This window comes from Desulfosarcina variabilis str. Montpellier (assembly GCF_048565275.1).
Lineage (GTDB): Bacteria > Desulfobacterota > Desulfobacteria > Desulfobacterales > Desulfosarcinaceae > Desulfosarcina > Desulfosarcina variabilis.
The window spans coordinates 5,679,349-5,697,890 of the sequence record NZ_CP159846.1 but is presented as its reverse complement, the minus strand read 5'-3'; the positions used below and the strand labels follow the sequence as shown (position 1 = coordinate 5,697,890).

Genomic DNA, 18,542 nt, shown 5'->3' with positions numbered 1-18,542 from the left:
TGTAGAATATTTCATTCTGATATTCAGAAATCGGCTACTGCGCCGCTGCCAACAGTTCCGGGAATGCCGCATCCAGTTGATGTAGAATTTCCTCATCCGTGTAGTGTTTGAGTTGAATCGCGTCCGTGGGGCATTTGGAGTTGCACAGGCCGTCTCCCTTGCAAAGCACGGGAATCACCCTGGCTTTTCTGCCTTGAGGGGTTTGGGCAAATTCAATGGCTCCGTAGCTGCAAGCCGTGATACAGGCCCCGCAGGAGATGCACTTGCTTTCGTCAACGGTACAAACCGAGCCGGACGCCGTGACCGTATCCTGAGAAAGCAGCACCGCGGCCCGGCCGGCCGCACCGTACGCCTGGCTGATGGACTCGGTGATATGCTTGGGATAGTGGGCCGTCCCGCATAGAAACACGCCTTCAGCGGCGAAATCCACGGGCCTTAGCTTGACATGGGCTTCTTGGAAGAATCCTTCCGGGCTCAGGGCAACCTTGAACTGTTTGCACAGCAACTGGGTCTCTTCGGTGGGGATGATAGCTGCGCTAAGGGTCAACACATCGGCGTCAAGTTCCAGTCGCTGGCCCAGGATGGGATCCGGTACCACGACCCGGAGTACTGGCCGGCCGTCCTCGGCCTGGGCGGTTTCCACTTGGGGGGCGTTTTCCGGTTCATAGCGGATGAACATCACTCCCTTGTCCGATGCCTCCCGATATCGATCTTCGTTAAACCCATAGGTGCGCATATCGCGGTACAGGATGTAGATGTCAAGGTCGGGATTGACCGCCTTCAATGAAAGCGCGTTTTTAATCGCATGGGTGCAGCAGATGCGTGAACAGTAATCTCTCTCTTCGTTCCGACAGCCCACACACTGGATCATGACCAGGGCCTGGGCAGTGGTCAGTCGGTCGTCTCCATCGTGGATGCAGCCTTCCAGTTCCAGCTGGGTCAATACCCGATCATCCTGGCCGTACAGGTATTCGGTCGGTTTGTATTCGGCGGCGCCGGTGGCCAGGACGGCCGCGCCGTGCCGGATCACCTTGACTTGGCCTTCGGTTTTCACGGTTGTCGTAAAATTGCCCACATATCCGGCAACATCGGTGATGGTTGCCTCATGGGAGACATGCACCTGCGGATGCTGGTAGACGCTTTTTATCGTATCTTTCAGATAGCCCTGCACATCCATGCCGTCCAGGGTGCTGTGGAGCCGGCGGGCCATGCCGCCCAGGTCTTTGTCTTTTTCGAGCAAATGCACGTCGAACCCCTGCTTAGCCAGACTCAAGGCGCTGGTCATCCCGGATATGCCGCCACCGACCACCACGGCCGTTTTGTTGACCGGCAGATCAAATTCGTCCAGCGGTTCCAGAAGATGCGTTCGGGCCACGGACATGCGAATCAGGTCCTTGGCTTTTTGGGTGGCTTCTTCCTTTTCCTTGGAATGCACCCAAGAGCAATGCTCCCGGATATTGGCCATTTCGTAGTAGTACTGATTGATTCCGCCTTCCCGAAGCGTGTCCCGAAACACCGGTTCATGGGTCCTGGGCGTACAGGCGGCCACGACCACCCGGTTGAGCCCTTTCTCTTTGATCATGTCCGTGATTTCCTTGGCGGAATTGGTGGCACACGAAAAGAGTTGTTCCTGGGCATGGACAACGCCGGGCAGGCTCAGGGCGTAATCGACCGTGGAGGGCACGTCCACCACGCGGCCGATATTGGCGCCGCAGTGACAAACAAATACGCCAACTCTGGGGGCTTCCTGGGAGACATCTTTTTCCGGTGGGTACACCCGTGCCTGGGAAAGTCTGCCCCGTCTTTTGGTGAGAATTTCACCACACTTGGAACCGGCGGCGCTAGCGGTGAAAACCGCTTCGGGAATATCCATGGGGCCCTGGAAGGCACCGCTCAGAAAAATACCCGGTCGGGTCGTCTCGATGGGGTGGGTGGGACGGGTTTGGCAAAAACCGTGAGTATTGAGCGCAATGCCGAACTTGTCGGACAGCGCTTTGAATTCGGCTGGTGGGGTCAATCCCACGGACAGGACCACCATGTCGAATTCTTCCTCCTTGACCCCATCCTCGGCCGTTGCATAGCGCAGGGTCACGTTTTTGTTTTCCGGGATTTCTCTACCGATGGAAACATAACTTCTGATGAATCGAATGCCGGGAAGCGCTTCTGCTCGCTGGTAAAAGCGTTCGAATCCTTTGCTGTAGGATCGGATGTCGTTGTGGAAGATGGTGCACCGGGCATCGGCGTCATGGTCCTTGGTCAAAATCACCTGTTTTTGGGTGTAGGTGCAACACACCGCCGAGCAATAGCTGTTATCGCCCTCGGTCACCCGGCGGGACCCCACGCAATGAATCCAGGCGATATTACGGGGATGTTTTTTATCCGAGCTGCGAAGGATCTCTCCTTCATACGGACCGGTGGCGCACAGCAGGCGTTCGTAGTCCAGGCTGGTGACCACGTTGGCATATTTCCCGTAACCATAATCGTTTTTCACGCTTGGGTCATAGGGCTCGATGCCGGGCGCCAGGATGATGGCCCCGACATTGAGCGTCAGGGTTTCGGCCGTCTGGTTGAAATCAATGGCGTTGTTTTTACAGATCCCCTGGCAGATGGTGCATTTTTGACCGTCCAGGAAAATACACTGCTCGTGGACGTAAGGCACCAAAGGGATCGCCTGGGCAAAGTACATGTGCACGGCTTTGTTTTCCGAGATGTTCTGATTGAACGGGTCCGGCACGGAAACCGGGCAATACTCCGCGCAACTGGTACAACCGGTACAATTATCCTCGATAATATAGCGCGGTTGTTTTACCAGGGTGACGGTAAAATCGCCTGCCTCACCCTTGACCTTTTCGACCTCGGTCATGGTTAGAATTTCTATGTTGGGATGTCTTTTGCACTCCAAAAATTTTGGTGATTCAATACACATGGAGCAGTCGTTGGTGGGAAATGTTTTGTCCAGCTGCGCCATTTTACCGCCAATGGTGGGTCTTTTTTCGACCAGATAGATCCGGAAACCTGCTGTGGCCAGATCTAAAGCGGCCTGGATGCCGCTGATCCCGGCGCCCACAATCAATACATCGCCAAATCCACGATTGGCGAAGGTGTCAGAAAAAGCTGTTTCAAGGCATTTGTTTTCCACGTTGCTTCGTCCTTTTCATTAAAGTGGGTCCCTTTACTCCCCCTTAATGCCTTACCATTCGGGGAGACGCTCAAAATGCCTTTTGCCAGTGACGAACACAACGCCTTATGGCGGCAGACACCGTATCGCAAAAGACATCGACAACAATAGCTATGGCTCGATTGAAACACTGGTGGGGGGACCGATAATGAAAAAGTGAAAAGCGGGCCCATCACCATCGGATTATTCGTATTCATCAAGGTTCTGGATGAACACGTTTTCGGAGCGTGTCAGCACGGACAAGCTTAAACTCAGCTCCCTCAGGTAAAACCGATGTGATGGAATCGTGTAGTCGTCATCATTGTTGGAAAAATATGAAAGTTTGTAGCTTTAATATAGCTTGATTGCAGCTACATTAACCAAGCATCAAAAAAAAGTCAAATAAAATGTCATTGTCCCGCAGGCCAGTGATATTGGATGGGAATGATTTTGGTAAACGTTTTCAAAGACCAACCGATACTATTCTTATGCCATGCCAAATTTTTTCTAGGTTGGATAAGAGAGAATACACTGGTGAGCATTGGTTCTTTGTTGTCAATTTCAATTGAAAGTCATTTGAAAACAATCTTAGCAATCGGTTTGAAAAGGGATGAGACCATGAAAAACTATAGTTTGGGAGTGAAAATCGGTCTGGGTTTTCTGGTGGTGCTGATTTTGACGGTTGTGGTGGGGATTGTCGGCTACGTGGCACTTGGAAATGTGTTGGCCAAATCGGCGTTGAACCAGGATGCCAACTCAGTGATGAGCCTGTTTGCCAATGCCCAGACACACGTGGACCAGTTCTTTTTAAACAGCTATCAAGAAGGCCGCCAAAAGCAGGCCGAGGCTCACAAACACGTATTGGAAACACTCGAAACGTGCCGCCAGGCACTGGCAGATATGCAAGCCCGAGACGACCTTTCCGGTCAAGTTCAAGAACAGCTCAACAGCGTTGAGTCAGAACTTGAGGCGTATTCGAAAGCGTTTGACAGGATTGCCGCAGCAGAAAAAGACAAGACGGATGCTGTCCCGCAAATCATGGCGGGTTTCGAAAAAATAAAAGAATTGTATGAAAAAGGTGAGTTTCTAGTCGATGAGATCATTTTGACCTATGGCATTTTCAGGGCTGATGTCGAAGGGTATCTCGAGCGCAATACAACCACGCGCTGGAATGAGATCACCCCGGCTCGCAATGCGGCGCGTAAGGCCATCATTGACTGGAATGAACAGGTCATCAACAGTGACACCCTATCGCCCATTGGCAAAGAGATGCTCACAACCTTTGAAACCCTCGATGGGAAGCTAACCCAATACAACGATGCGTTTACCCGGCAAACCGCCGATCAATCGCGGATGACATCCATACAAAACACCTTGTGGGCGGGGCTGAATGCCGTTAGAGCCAGAGCGCTGAGAGAAATGCAGCAGATCAAAAACTTTTCCATGACCATCATTATCGGTTCGGTGATTGCGGCCGTGCTGCTCGGTGTCGTTTCCGCCGTATTATCCACACGGGTGATTGTCGGACCGATAAAGCGGGTTGCTGCCAGTTTAAAGGATATTGCCGAAGGGGAAGGGGATTTGACGGTGAGATTGGACATCCAGAGCAAGGATGAGATCGGTCATTTGGCACACTGGTTTAACGTGTTCATTGATAATATGGGCGGGTTGATTGCTCAAATTAGTGAAAATGCCCAAAAGCTTGGGGCATCCAGCGCCGATTTTTCTCGTATCGCCCAGCAAATGTCCAGCGGAATCGAACAGATGTCTTACAAATCCAATGGCGTTGCCACGGCAACGGAAAAGATGAGTGCGAATATGACGTCTGTGGCAGCAGCCTGTGAGCAGGCCTCCATTAATATTAACATGGTCGCTTCGGCCACTGAGAGCATGACCGGTCGAATCGGTGAAATCGCCAAGAGATCGGACAAGGCCCAGGATATTACCCAGCGGGCGGTGCATAGCGGGAAAACAACGGTGGATCAGGTCAGTGAATTGGGACGCGCCGCCGTGGATATTTCCAAGGTTACCGAGGTGATTACCGAAATCAGCGAACAGACCAATTTATTGGCCTTGAATGCCACGATCGAGGCTGCCCGTGCCGGAGAGGCGGGCAAGGGATTTGCCGTGGTGGCCAATGAAATCAAGGAACTGGCCGCACAAACCGCCAAAGCTACTGGAGATATCCGTGATAAGATTGATGGCATTCAATCCTCGACGGATAAAACGGTCACGGAAATTGACACGATTATGAACGTCATTAACGATGTCAACCAGATTGTGGCCCAGATTGCCCAAGATACCGTGGAACAATCGACGTCGACTCAAGAAATCGCCAGTAATGTGGCCGAGGCCTCCCAGGGGATTCAGGAGGTAACTCAGAACGTTGCTCAAAGTTCGGTGGTATCCACGGACATCTCCAAAAATATCAGCGAGGTCAGTTCAGAAGCCACAGAGATGACCGAAAACAGCCGCAGTATCATAAGCAATGCAACGATGTTGTCTCAAATGGCTGAACAACTCAATACGCTCGTTGGACGTTTTAAAATTGGTGCGGTTTAAAATATAGGAGGTATACACATATGAGGATGAATAGCCGGATGCACCAGCCTTCATGTCGGCGGAAAGGGCTGATGCTTTTTGCTGCTATGGGGGTGGTTCTTTTATTTGCTGGCTGTGGACTTATTGGAGACGATGAGGAAAGTGAGCAAGTCGATGACAATAGGCCGATCAGTGTCATCATTTCTCAACCGTTAAATAGGGAGTCAAGCTATGATGGTGGAGATATAAAATTTGAGGCGATTAACGAATACGGTGAGCTGGTTAATCGGCCGATTGTCTGGGCTTCCTCATTGGACGGAGAAATCGGACATGACCCCAGCTTTGTTTACGCTAACCTATCCGTTGGACAACATACGATTACGGCGACGGTTAAGGACCATAGCGGTGAAACGGTTCATGATTCGGTGGAATTGACGATAGAAGCGTTCACGTGGGCCGCATTGTATAAAAAGAAAGGGCTTTTAAGTCCACGCATCAACGCTACCCCGCTGGACATCAACAGCGTTGACGTCATTCTTAAAACAACAAAGAATTTTGATCGTAAAAATCTGAGTGGGCTTGATATAGCGAACAGAGATTTCAGCGGTGCATCCTTTGAAAATACATTCATGGTCCATTGCAATTTGTCCAATTGCGACTTTAGCAAAGCCAGATTTGTCAATTCATTGGTAGAACATTCGAATCTGTCCCATGGCACATTCAAGAATGCAGCGTTTAAAAATGTCGACTTCAATCATGTTAATCTGAGTGGTGTTGATTTCAGTGGCATGTATCTGAGCGAGTTCAGTATGCAACATGCCAACCTTACCGGTTGTAAGCTCAATAGAACAAATTTGTCCTATGCCAATTTATCCCATGCCGTGCTCGAGAAGGCAAGATTGACCCGGACCATTCTCGTAAAAACCGATCTGACCGGTGCTGATTTGACCGATGCATGGATTGAAGACGCAAAAATATCAAGCGCCTCATTCAACAATGCCAATCTCAGCGGATCAACACTTAGAAACGTGAATATGGTTGGCTGCGATTTAAAGGGGATCAACATGCAAGCGGCGACTCTGGAAAAAGTCGATATGAACAACATCGATTTTTCCGGAACGAACTTATCCCATATCAAATTTAACAAAGTCATTCTCTATAGCGCCAATTTCTCCTCTTGCGATTTGACCGAATCGGATTTTTCCAACGTCAATTTAGTTGATGCAGACTTTTCCAACGCCTTGCTGAAAAAGACCAATTTTACAAAGGCCATTCTTAAAAGAGCGAATTTCAGGAATGCAGATCTGGATGGTGCCAACCTGACCCATGCAAATCTTGAAGATGCCATGAATCTGGATAAATCCAAAAACATGAACACCGCCGTTGGCCTTTGACTATATGCCGACGCAAGGTTGGCGTCTGCTTCTTTAGCGCCTGTTTATTGAAGCGCGAGCGTGCTTGGGCCTTGAAACCGATGTTTATTTTTGCGATATCCTCCATCAAATCTGCCGTAATTGACCTTTTCGATATCAGATCAGGAGGATACTGAATACCATGCAAGAACCCTTTTGTGTACCTGCCAGCGAAATCAACGAGCGAACAGCGAGAATCCAAACACTGCTTCAGGCACAGGGCATTGATGGCTTGTTGATCATCCAGCGCGTCGATCTTTTTTATTTCTCGGGAACGGCCCAGAACGGGTTTATGTATATCCCCGCGGATGGTGCGCCACTTCTGCTCATAAAAAAATATCTGCCCAGAGCTCAAGCAGAGTCTACCGTAGAAAATATTGTTCCCATTCGTTCCATAAAAGAGATCCCCGAGAAGATTGCAGCGTTCTATGAAAGACAGCCACGGCTTATCGGCCTTGAGTTTGATGTTCTGCCGGTTGCATATTTTCTTAAACTCAAAAATCTGTTTGACGGCGTGGAATTTGTAGACGCGGCACCGCTTATTCTGAAAACAAGGATGCGCAAATCCGTTTGGGAAATTGAACAGATGCAAAAAACCGCCATCCTTTCAAAGAAAACGTTTGAATATATGCAGACCGCCATTCGTCCGGGTTTCAGTGAAATTGAGTTTAGCGGAATGTTCGAGGCCTTTGCGCGCAAACACGGGCATGGGGCCATGCTGCGGATCAGAAATTTTCTGACCGAGGGGTACACCTGGCACCTGTTGTCCGGTCGCAGTGGTGGACGGGTGGGGCTGTTGGATGCTCCGGCCAGCGGGGATGGCACGTCTGCGGCCTTTCCTTGTGGTGCAGGCAATAAATTGATCGAAAAAGATGAGCCGATCATGATCGACTTCTCCTCGGTCATGAACGGCTATCATTTGGATGAAACCAGAATGTTTGCCATTGGCAGCATGCCTGAACCCGCATTGAAAGCCTGCCATGCCGCGATGGATATCCACGACACGGTTCTTGAGAACGTTAAACCCGGAGTGAGTGTCGGTGAATTGTTTGATATTTCCGTTGACCGCGCCGCATCGCTGGGCGTTGATGAACAATACCTTGGCCCTTATGGTAATAAAGTGTCATTTGTTGGACATGGGGTGGGGCTCGAATTGGTTGAACCGCCATTTATCGCCAAAGGACACCAGACGCGACTGATGCCGGGGATGACCCTGGCCTTGGAGCCCAAGCTGGTTTTTGAAAACGCGTTTTGTGCCGGGGTTGAAGACGTTTTTTTGGTCACCGAAACCGGGTACCGCATGATCAGCACGGTTCCTGGAATGATTTTTTTTTGTGACCATTTTTGAGCTATTTGATTGTTTTATGATATCAATATATCCTGATTGTATCTGCTCGGAAACAGGCTAACTGCAATGGATGGGCAATACGTCAGGATTCCAAGGAGGATGATTTATGTGGACACAGATAAAAAAATACATCTGGACCGCTATTTTTATTGCGCTTGGATATTTTATCCTCAGCAACCATTTCATATACTACAACAAAACGATTTCCCTGCTTCCCAAAGCGGAGCTGACCCTGAAATACACATTTTACAGCATGGACAATAAGCGTGCCGAGACCATTTTAAAGGAGGATGAGCTGCGGTGGGCCGGTATCGGTGATATCATGGTCGAAAAAGGAATTGTAAACGAAAACGAGCTGTGGGAACTGGAGGAAAAAGCGGAACGGGCCTCGGAACAATGAACCGGTTGAATATCGATCTTAAACCAGTACGCATCTTGAACCAACGACTTGTGCTGTCACTGGTTATCAAAGCTCTTTTTATCCCAGGGGAAGCATATTATCAACGAGCCGGCTGGACACCTTTTTCAGATTAATGCTGAGCAGATTGGCCAGGCCTTTTAAAATTTTGATGCCGATTTGAACCTGCGTTTCCATGATTTCCTCGAAGGCCTGGCTTGGAAAAACCGCTAATCTGACCTTTGTTCGGGCAATCACCGTAGACGATCGCGGAAAATTGTTGATAATCGACATTTCGCCAATGGAACGCCCACGCCGCAACGTGGCATTCACATCGCGGCTGTTGGGACCTGTTTTTTTGGTTACGTCCAATTCACCGTGCTCAACAAAACAGACAAAATCCGCTTTGTCCCATTCCTCAAAAAGTATTTCTCCGGAATCAAGCTCAAGAAAATGCATCTTTGCTGCCACCACGTGCAATTCATCTGTTTCCAGGAATTCGAACAGGGGTAAATTGATAATAAAGTCAACAATATCATCTACGTTATTAGAGCCTTCCGACGCCGATTCATTTTCCAACATAAATTATCCTGAGCTCCTCCGGTCCCACCTTGGCAAACGTTAAACCATGGTGGGGGAACAAAATTCTGGTGAATTAAATGAAAAAGGGCTACAACAATTTTTCCGGTACCCTTTCTATCGGCATCAATGCCAAGGACTTGAGGGTGGATATAAATAATAAAATCCGCATTGAATTAATTCGAAATCCATGCTGCAGACCTATTTAAAACGCTTGCTGACGGCCATGTTCTGGGGGGGCACGTTCATCTCCGGCAGGATGCTGGCCGGCAGCGTTACGCCATTTTCTGCAGCCTTTTTCCGTAATTTTGTGCCCATCAGTGCTATTTTACTGGCGCATGTGATCCTTGGCGAATCATTGACGCCCGCGCTGCTGGTGGGGGCGATGATGGTAATCGCCGGTGTTTCTTTGAACCAACTAACAGTTGCAGGAGGACGGATCATCCATTCCGATTGATCGGACCGCAGAGACGGAATGATGAACCGGTATTTCACTCAATCGCTGACAAGAAAGGAGGAACAGTTGATATCCATTCCCATTCCAGGGTTCGGGCCCCTGACGCTCAACCATTTGGTCCTCGATTATAATGGCACGTTGGCTGTGGATGGCATGCTGCAGCCAGACGTCAAGGAGGCGCTCAATCGTCTGGCCGACAATTTAAGCGTTCATGTGATCACTGCCGATACGTTTGGGCTGGCGGCCAAGGGGCTTTTAGGCGTGAATTGCAAAATGACCATTCTGGAAAAAGGCCATCAGGATCAAGCCAAGGCGGATTTCATCGAACGCCTGGGAGCCGATCAAACCGTCAGCATCGGCAACGGGCGTAACGATGCCCTGATGCTTTCCGCTTCCCGATTGGGGATTGCCGTCATCTTGGCGGAAGGGGCATCAACGGTAAGCTTGAATGCGGCTGATGTTGTCTGCACGGATATCGTTCACGCGCTTGAGCTGCTGATGAATCCGCTGCGTCTGACCGCGACCCTCAGGGCCTGACGCAAGGCAAAGGCACTATCCGCCGATCCCCTGCATCTGGTCCTTTACTGCCGCTGCCCCGTTGAGACTCAACTGGTGCTTGGCGGCCTTCTGTTTGACCGCGTTACGGAAGCATTGAGCCAGTTGCTCATCCGAACCATCCCCCCTGATTGTCTCTTTCATGGGGATGTATTGGTCGGAAAGCAGACACGGGCGCAGTCTGCCGTCGGCGGTCAGCCGCAGGCGATTGCAGGTGGCGCAGAAATGATGGCTCAACGCGCTGATAAAGCCGACCTCGCCTTTTGCACCGGTAATTCGATAGCGTCTGGCCGGTCCGTCAATCTGGCCGTTGTCCAAGGGGATCAATTCGCCTAATGTGGCGACGCGTTCCTGGATTTCAGGGGTCAGAATCTGATTTGTGGAATCGGACCGGCTGTTGCCGATGGGCATGTATTCGATGAAACGAATGTGGAACGGATACTTAAATGTCAGTTTGGCAAGATCGAGAATTTCATCATCGTTGATGCCCCGCATGGCTACCGCATTGATTTTGATCGGTGCAAAGCCGATTTCATATGCCTTCATGATGCCGGCCCAGACACGATCGAAGTAGTCGTATCCGGTAATGTGGGCAAATTTTTCTCGGATGAGTGAATCCAGGCTGACATTGATGCGTCTGATGCCGGCGTCAAAAATGCGCTGAGCATTGGCCTCGAGAAGAACCCCGTTACTGGTCAGTGAGACATCCTTCAATTGGGGGATGCGGGCCAGGCGACCCAGAAGGTCGATCGCCCCCCGTCTGACCAACGGTTCGCCCCCGGTAATCCGTATTTTGCGGATGCCCAGATGGATGCCGACATTCACGATGCGCATGATTTCTTCAAGGCTGAGAATTTCTCTATGGTTCAGTTTCGGGATTCGGCCATCCGGTGCACAGTAAAGGCATCTGAGGTTGCAGCGGTCGGTGATGGAAATCCGCAAGTAGTTCAGATGGCGTTTTTCCCGATCCACCAGTTCTCCAATGCTAATCATTTCATTTTTTTTTGATGTTTCCATTGCTGGGGTCCGTTAGTAAGTCTTGATCCTGTTGTTAGTCTTGGCCTGACTGCTCGACAATCGCCTGCACCAGGCCCGGAATCGTATAGGACTGTGCTTCAATGGCAACCTTAAACCCCAGGTCCCGGGCGGTTTGAGAGGTGATCGGACCGATACTGGCCACGGTGACGGCTTTCATCAACGAATCGATACGATCTTTGGGCAGCAGCCGATGAAAGTTTTTTACCGTGGAAGAACTGGTAAAGGTCACCATGTCGATGGTTCCGGCCTCAAGGTCCTTAAGCAGTGTCTGGGCGGCATCCGCCACCTGGTGGGTCTCATAGGCGGTGACTTCGTTGACCGCAGCGCCCATGCGGGTCAATTCCTCGGGAAGCACGCTGCGGGCCTCCATGGCCCGGGGTAAGAGAACCTTGAGTCCCTTGATTGGTGTGGTGGCAAACGCCTCCACCACGGATTCCGCCCGATAGTTTTTGGGGATGATGTCGCTGAAAAGGCCCCAGGTCCTGAGACGATCGGCTGTAGCCGGACCGATGGACGCGGTTTTGACGTGTCCCAGGGCGCGCACATCCAGCCCCTTGTCAGACAGGCGCTGGAAAAAGTAATCCACGCCGTTGACACTGGTAAAAACGATCCAGGCGTATTGGTCCAGGGTTTCTATGGCCTGGTCCAGGGGCGTCCAGTCGGAAGGCGGCGCGACTTTGATGGTGGGGCACTGGATACACTCGGCGCCGGCCTCGGTCAGTTTGCGGACCAGATCACTGGCCTGCTGGCGGGCACGGGTAACGACAATGCGTCGTCCCAATAGCGGCCGCCGTTCAAACCACTGCAGGCGCTGGCGTAAGCTCACGACATCGCCCACAATGATGAGGGCCGGTGCCTTGATACCGGCTTTGTGAACCGTGTCCACGATGGTGGCAAGCGTCGCGGTGACGGTTCGCTGGCGCGGTGTGGTCCCCCAGCGGATGACGGCCACGGGGGTTTGTGCCGGCCGGCCATGGGTGATCAGGTTGTCCACAATTGAAGGCAGATTTTTGACCCCCATAAAAAAGACCAGGGTCCCGATGCCGGTGGCAAGTGCCTGCCAGTCGATCCTGGATGTGGGTTTGGTGGGGTCTTCATGGCCGGTGATAAACGCCACGTTGGACGTATAGTCCCGATGGGTGAGGGGAATCCCTGCAAACGCCGAGGCACCAATCGCGGCGGTCACACCCGGAACGATTTCAAAAGGAATCCCGGCGGCCTCCAACTCTTCGGCCTCTTCACCGCCCCGTCCGAAGATGAAGGGATCGCCGCCTTTCAGGCGGGTCACGATCTTACCGGCCTTGGCTTTTTCAACGATCAGCGCGTTGATTCCCTCCTGGGGCAACGTGTGATCCCCGCCTTTCTTACCGACATAGATCACTTGGGCATCGGCTGCGGCATAGGATAAAAGGGCCGGGGATGCCAGGTAGTCGTAAACCACCACATCAGCGCGCTGAATGCATTCGACCCCCTTGACGGTAATCAGATCCGGATCACCAGGGCCGGCGCCCACCAGAAATACGGTGCCTGTCTGCTTGTCATTGTGCATTTTGATTTAATCTTTCCAATATATCGCCGGCACCTCTGGCCAGAAGCGCATCGGCCAGTTCCAGGCCGATGGCCTCGCTTTGATCGGCGGGACCGCTGCGTGTTTCCTTGATCAGATGAGACCCATCCACGTCACAAACCAATCCGGTGAGCGAAAATTCTTTTCTATCAATAAGATGGCCGTGACCGGCGATGGGAACCTGACATCCCCCTTCCAAACGGTTGAGAAAGGCGCGTTCACCCATCACGACCTGTCTGGTGGCCAGATGGTTGAGTGTTTCCATCACCGCACCAATACGCGGGTCTTTTTCCCGGATTTCAATACACAGCGCACCCTGGCCCACAGCGGGCAGCATGAGCGATTCATCAAGGACCTGGGTGATTCGATGGGCCAGTCCCAGACGGCGTACGCCGGCCGCTGCCAACACAATGGCATCCAGATGTTCGGTTTCCAGTTTTTTTAAACGGGTATCCAGGTTGCCCCGTAAGGCAGCGATCTGAATGTCCGACCGGTGATGCAGCAACTGGGCCGACCGGCGCAGACTACTGGTGCCAATGCGGGCACCGTGCACAAGCTTCTCGAAAGGCAGGCCACTTTTTGTGATCAGCACATCACGCGGTTCCTCGCGCTCCGGCACCGCGCCAATGCAAAGCCCCTCGGGAATTTCGGCAGGCATATCCTTCATGCTGTGAACCGCTATATCGATGCGTCCATCCAGCAGTGCCTCTTCGATTTCCTTGACAAAAAGCCCCTTACCGCCGACCTTGGCCAGAGGAACATCCAGAATTTTGTCCCCCTTTGTTTTGATGATGGCAAGATCAACGGTGTATTCAGGATTCGTCCGGGTGATGGCGTCTTTGACCCAGTTGGCCTGCCAGAGGGCCAGTTGGCTCCCCCGCGTGCCAATGGTGATTTTGCTCGTCGCCATCAGCTGCCGCATCCGGCACAGCTGGTGGCACTGCAGCCCGCGCAGGATGATGTGCCGGCGGACTTTCCTACCGTTTCACCCCCTTGACCCTTGCTGACAAACCCGCAGGTAGACATGAGCCGGCAGACCGTATCGGCCTTGCAGGCGGGGCACTGGTGGGGTTCACTGCCCCCCAGTACCAGGTATTCAAAATCGTGACCGCATCCGTTACAATGATATTCGTAGATGGGCATGGGGGCTCTTGCTCCTTATTCGTTGTTATTCACAAATTTTTTCAGACCATAAATGGCCCGCCACCCTTTGGTAAGATAGCTCGTTCTGCCAAAGGTATTACATTAAGCATCAACAGGCAAAAAGCAACCTTCTGGGATATGGTTTGCCACAGGCAGGAACGCTCAGCCAAAGTGGCTGACCGGATGATGGGGACGGTCCTTTTTCAGGACGCCTTGGCAGCCAACAATCGGTCTTGCGTTTCCTCAACCCGGGAATGGCTGTCATGGCCGCACTTAACGGCGGCTTCAAAGGATGACAACGCGTCTTCCAGCTTTCCCTGGCTCAGGTAGGCTTCGCCCAACCGGTGCCGATAGTGTCCATTGTCCGGGTCCAGGCGGACACTTTGCTGGCAAAGCACCACGGCCACATCCAGACTTTCTTTCCGTTTGGTGTAAAGCCGACCCAGGGTGGACAGGGATAGCGTATCCTCAGGGTTTATTTTCACGGCGCTCTTGTAGGCCTGGATAGCCTCTTTGGTCAACCCCAATTTGTCTAAACAGGTACCAAGGTTCCGAAACGCTGCCCCTGAGCGGTTATTGGCACGACTGGCGGCTTCCAGAAACGGACGGGCATTGCCGGCTTGATCCATTTCCATGTAGATCTGGCCGATATGAAAGACCACCTCGAAAACATCCGGCTCACGTGCATTGGCTTCCAACAGACAGGTCAGGGCCTGACCGTTTTCCCCTTTGAGCAACAGGATGTACCCTTTGTTGTAAATCGCCATGACATCTTCGGACAGCCCATGGGCTTTTTCAAAAGCGGCAAGGGCCCTGTCATAGTCTTCTAAAACGCCATAACAGACGCCCAGGCTGTTATGCAGGTTGGCGTTGGCCGGATCGATCAACAGGCCGTTTTTAAATTCATCGATGGCCCCTTCAATGTCGCCTGTCTGGTAACGGCGGTCGCCGCTGATGTTCAGGCTCACCGCATCGAAAAGGGTGATGGTGCCGGGACCGAAAAATGCGCTATGGTCAAGGGCTTTCTCAGCATTTTCAAGTGTTTGGCGGCGGGTGTAATGTAGCGTCGGGTAAACGGACATACCGATGGTGATATCGATGTTGCCGGTCTTTTTGCCCGACTGCAGTAACGTTTCGGCAAGCGCCTGCGCGTCCTTTTCGTTCAGGCCTGCCATTGCACAGGCAAAACGATCCGGCCCCATACGCCCCCAGATACCCTTGCCAGCGCTGGGGTGGGTGACGATGGAAACAATGGGATCGGCTACCATTGTTTCTTGTTGATCATTTATTGATTCTTCCGAGCTAGATTTTTCCGTCAGGGGCGGTTCAATGTGGATCGCGATCACGCCCAGGCTGGTTGCAGATGCCATTTGGGTCTCGATGGCCTTTTCCAGGCCTTGACGATCCAAAAGATCGGGAAGGTCGGCCGTCAGTGCGGCAGGATGGGGCCCGGGCTCTCCTTCATGGATAATATCATCAGTGTGGGAGACAAGAAAATCCCGGGTTGCACTTCGATTGTGGAACAAATCCGGAACGAATTTCACCATCGATTCACCTTTTAGAGGCCTTGTCAGCCAGCATTCTGGCAAAGGCCTTTTCTATCATTTCCAACTCTTCTTCCTGCAGGGTTCGGGGATCCATGATGAACCGATCGTTTTCGATGCGGCCAATCACAGGCGGTGTGTGCCGGCGCATCCACAGTTCAACGCCATTGGCCGACATGCCATCGACCGACACCCCGATACAGCGACTGGGCAGGTTTAACAGGGGCAGGGACCCGCCCCCGGCCTTGGAGGCCAAATCCATGGCGTCGACCCGCAGTCTGCCGTCGGCCAGTTTTTCAAGGCGGGACTTTAGATCGGCGGCACGGGACGCGATCGCGGCCAGGGGCATGGTCAGCATGCGCAAGGTGGGAATTTGCTGCACGGCCTTGGACTCGTCCCGGTACAATTGAAGGGTCCCTTCCAGGGCGGCCAGGGTCATTTTGTCGATCCGCACGGCCCGGGTGAGTGGATTGGCCTTGATGCGGTCGATGTGCGTTTTGCCGCCCAGGATGATCCCCGCCTGGGGGCCGCCCAAAAGTTTATCACCGCTGAAGGTCACCACATCCACCCCAGCGTCCAAAGACGCCTGAACCGTTGGTTCCCGGGTCAACCCGTATTGGGAAAAGTCAACCAGAGTCCCGCTGCCCAGGTCTTCCATCACCGGCAGTTGATGACGGCGTCCGATGGCCACCAACTCATTCAGGCCAACCGCTGCCGTAAACCCCACGATGCTGTAATTGCTGGTATGCGCTTTGAACAGCAGGCCGGTTTGTTCGTTGACGGCGTTCTCATAGTCGCGCGCATGGGTGCGATTGGTCGTTCCCACCTCTTTCAGTATGGCCCCACTTTTGGCCATCACGTCCGGGATGCGAAAGGCACCGCCGATTTCGACCAGTTCGCCGCGCGAAACAATGACTTCGCGCCCGTTAGCCAGCGTGTCCAGACAGAGCAGTACTGCCGCGGCATTGTTGTTGACCACCATGGCAGCCCGGGCGCCGCTTAATTCGCACAAAATATCTTCGACGGCGCTGTAGCGGGAGCCCCGCCGCCCCGCCTTGAGATCGAATTCCAGGTTGGAATAGCGACTGGCGATGGTCGTCAGATTGTCCAGAACGGCCGGGGAGAGTAGCGATCGGCCCAGGTTGGTGTGTACCACCACACCCGTGGCATTGATGGTGCGTTTAAGGCGCAGCGCCATGGCCCGGGATGCATGATCGCAGACCTTTGCGACCAGGGCATCAAGGGCAAACATTGCTTCGTCAAGCGCTTTATCCGAGGCCATAATGATCTGGCGCAGAGCCTCTATCGTTTTTCGAATAGAGGGTATGAGAATTGTTTTGGGAATATTGTCAAATTGCTGGTTGTTGGTGCCGTATTCAAGAATACGGTCCACACCGGGCAGCCGCCTCAACTGAGCCTGTTTATTTTCATCCATTGTTTTCTTCTGATTTTTCCTCGACCGGTTCAAACACTTTATCGGGTATCAAGTCTACCAGGGACTGGAAATGGGCTGGGGCAAGACCGAGCGTCGCCAACCGTTCAATCAACCGTGCCGCGCCAATGCGCTCCAATTCAAGGCCAGTGTGAAAACGTGACATGAGAAGGTCCGCCAGATAGACGATGGTGGTCAACGGCCTGTCGTTGTGGCTTTTTTCGGGTTCATGATGGAACCGGATCACATCCACGAGCGCTGCGGGCAGCGACCATTTTTTGGCCAGCAGTCCTCCCACATGGGTGTGATCCAACCCCAAGATGTGTGTTTCGGCCTCAATCAGATCGGCGGATTTGTTTTGAAATTCACGGTACAACATGGGATACGCAGCGACAATATACTGATCCAGCACAACCTTGCCGATATCATGCAGCAAACCTGCGGTGTAAGCGATGGCCGGGGGGATATTTTTCGTCAGGCCAACAATTTTCTCGGCAATCATGGCGGTGCCGATGGCGTGGTGATACAGTCCGCCTTTGCACAGGCTGTACCCATTGCCGGACTGGTCATAATAGCTTTTTACAGCGGCCGATATAACCAGTTTGATGAAAAGCTCCTGGCCAAGGAAGACTATGGCGTGATCCAGGCTGACCACGTCGTGTCGTTTGGTGAATATCGCAGAATTGCAAAGCTGGATGGTTCTGGCGCTGATGACCTGGTCTTTTTTTACCTCTTCGGTAATTTTTTGGATATCATAATCGCCCTCTTTGATAATCCGCAGCACCTTCAAGGCCACTTGGGGAATGGGGCGAATGGATTCGATCGCGTGCTGAATCTCCGCCTTGGTTGGAGACGACTCAGGGGTTGACGGCCCAACCGCGTCGAACCCGGAAGGTTCGATACGGCACTGCCAGTGCAGCATATCCAGCTCAATGCTGCAGGTAAAAAAACCCCCGGTTTCCGATCGTTCTACCTTGATTCCCGCTTCATGCAGGGCAATATAGGCTTTTTCGGCCGTTCTGCCGCCAATGTCCAAATGAATGTCCTGGGGCGTCACCGGTCCTACCAGGGCACCCCCGGCCACAACGGCGTTCATGTTTGCCGGGGTGGCGCCCTGATCCATCAACTGCTTCAAAAACAACGGCATTCCAGTGGTGGCATATTTTTCAGGCTGGTCGGTGCTGCCGGTGCTGGCCGGTTCGGGGAGCAGCAGATGGAACAATCCGCCCACATCGGCAACTTTATCAAACACCGCCACGCCCACACAGGTCCCCAGAAATGCCTGCAACACACATTCCTGTTTCTTACCCACCTCAAAAGACCCGGATGCCACGAAAGATCGCGTCAATCGTCTCATTCACATGTGCCTTCG

15 protein-coding genes are annotated in these 18,542 nt (G+C 52.4%); 6 read left to right on the top strand and 9 right to left on the bottom strand.

The features are described 5' to 3' along the window. Positions 1–34: 34 nt before the first annotated feature. Positions 35–3,139: an FAD-dependent oxidoreductase gene (locus Dvar_RS25670; RefSeq protein WP_419655973.1), complete on the bottom strand. Its 3,105-nt coding sequence runs from the start codon at positions 3,137–3,139 to the stop codon at positions 35–37. 636 nt (positions 3,140–3,775) lie between these two features. Here Dvar_RS25670 and Dvar_RS25665 point away from each other — a divergent pair. The 4 genes from Dvar_RS25665 to Dvar_RS25650 all read left to right on the top strand — a co-directional run bounded on the left by Dvar_RS25665 (position 3,776) and on the right by Dvar_RS25650 (position 8,858). Continuing rightward, positions 3,776–5,719 carry a methyl-accepting chemotaxis protein gene (locus tag Dvar_RS25665; protein ID WP_419655972.1) on the top strand — a complete coding sequence of 648 codons (1,944 nt, stop codon included), beginning with the start codon at positions 3,776–3,778 and terminating at the stop codon, positions 5,717–5,719. Between the two features lie 71 nt (positions 5,720–5,790). Continuing rightward, the gene (locus Dvar_RS25660; RefSeq protein WP_419655971.1) at positions 5,791–7,092 is read left to right on the top strand and encodes a pentapeptide repeat-containing protein; all 1,302 of its coding nucleotides are present in this window, start codon (positions 5,791–5,793) and stop codon (positions 7,090–7,092) included. 160 nt (positions 7,093–7,252) lie between these two features. Beyond that, positions 7,253–8,458 carry a M24 family metallopeptidase gene (locus Dvar_RS25655; protein ID WP_419655970.1) on the top strand — a complete coding sequence of 402 codons (1,206 nt, stop codon included), beginning with the start codon at positions 7,253–7,255 and terminating at the stop codon, positions 8,456–8,458. 106 nt (positions 8,459–8,564) lie between these two features. Beyond that, positions 8,565–8,858, top strand: a complete 294-nt coding sequence (locus tag Dvar_RS25650) for a hypothetical protein (RefSeq protein ID WP_419655969.1) — start codon at positions 8,565–8,567, stop codon at positions 8,856–8,858. Positions 8,859–8,936: 78 nt separating this feature from the next. Here Dvar_RS25650 and Dvar_RS25645 read toward each other — a convergent pair whose 3' ends face one another. Next, positions 8,937–9,437: a cyclic nucleotide-binding domain-containing protein gene (locus Dvar_RS25645; RefSeq protein WP_419655968.1), complete on the bottom strand. Its 501-nt coding sequence runs from the start codon at positions 9,435–9,437 to the stop codon at positions 8,937–8,939. A 187-nt stretch (positions 9,438–9,624) separates the two neighbouring features. Between Dvar_RS25645 and Dvar_RS25640 the strand changes: the two genes are divergently transcribed. Beyond that, a complete protein-coding gene (locus Dvar_RS25640) occupies positions 9,625–9,891 on the top strand; it encodes a hypothetical protein (protein WP_419655967.1) in 267 nt (88 codons plus the stop codon). Positions 9,892–9,957: 66 nt separating this feature from the next. Further along, positions 9,958–10,428: an HAD family hydrolase gene (locus Dvar_RS25635; RefSeq protein ID WP_419655966.1), complete on the top strand. Its 471-nt coding sequence runs from the start codon at positions 9,958–9,960 to the stop codon at positions 10,426–10,428. Positions 10,429–10,443: 15 nt separating this feature from the next. Here Dvar_RS25635 and moaA read toward each other — a convergent pair whose 3' ends face one another. From moaA to Dvar_RS25600, 7 genes are all read right to left on the bottom strand, one after another. After that, positions 10,444–11,463 (bottom strand): GTP 3',8-cyclase MoaA, encoded by a 1,020-nt coding sequence (gene moaA / locus Dvar_RS25630; protein ID WP_419655965.1) that lies wholly within the window; start codon positions 11,461–11,463, stop codon positions 10,444–10,446. A 34-nt stretch (positions 11,464–11,497) separates the two neighbouring features. Further along, positions 11,498–13,033 (bottom strand): uroporphyrinogen-III C-methyltransferase, encoded by a 1,536-nt coding sequence (cobA, locus tag Dvar_RS25625; RefSeq protein WP_419655964.1) that lies wholly within the window; start codon positions 13,031–13,033, stop codon positions 11,498–11,500. Further along, positions 13,023–13,961 (bottom strand): hydroxymethylbilane synthase, encoded by a 939-nt coding sequence (hemC, locus tag Dvar_RS25620; protein ID WP_419655963.1) that lies wholly within the window; start codon positions 13,959–13,961, stop codon positions 13,023–13,025. Before hemC ends, cobA begins: the two co-directional genes overlap by 11 nt. Continuing rightward, positions 13,961–14,194: an FmdB family zinc ribbon protein gene (locus Dvar_RS25615; protein WP_419655962.1), complete on the bottom strand. Its 234-nt coding sequence runs from the start codon at positions 14,192–14,194 to the stop codon at positions 13,961–13,963. Before Dvar_RS25615 ends, hemC begins: the two co-directional genes overlap by 1 nt. Before the next feature lie 203 nt (positions 14,195–14,397). Next, the gene (locus Dvar_RS25610; RefSeq protein ID WP_419655961.1) at positions 14,398–15,741 is read right to left on the bottom strand and encodes a tetratricopeptide repeat protein; all 1,344 of its coding nucleotides are present in this window, start codon (positions 15,739–15,741) and stop codon (positions 14,398–14,400) included. 4 nt (positions 15,742–15,745) lie between these two features. After that, entirely contained in the window at positions 15,746–17,173 is a 1,428-nt protein-coding gene (gene selA / locus Dvar_RS25605) for an L-seryl-tRNA(Sec) selenium transferase (protein WP_419655960.1), read from the bottom strand. Next, on the bottom strand, positions 17,166–18,527 hold the full coding sequence (locus Dvar_RS25600) for an HDOD domain-containing protein (protein WP_419655958.1): 1,362 nt from the start codon (positions 18,525–18,527) through the stop codon (positions 17,166–17,168). The genes selA and Dvar_RS25600 overlap by 8 nt, the downstream gene beginning before the upstream one ends. Positions 18,528–18,542: the final 15 nt, after the last annotated feature.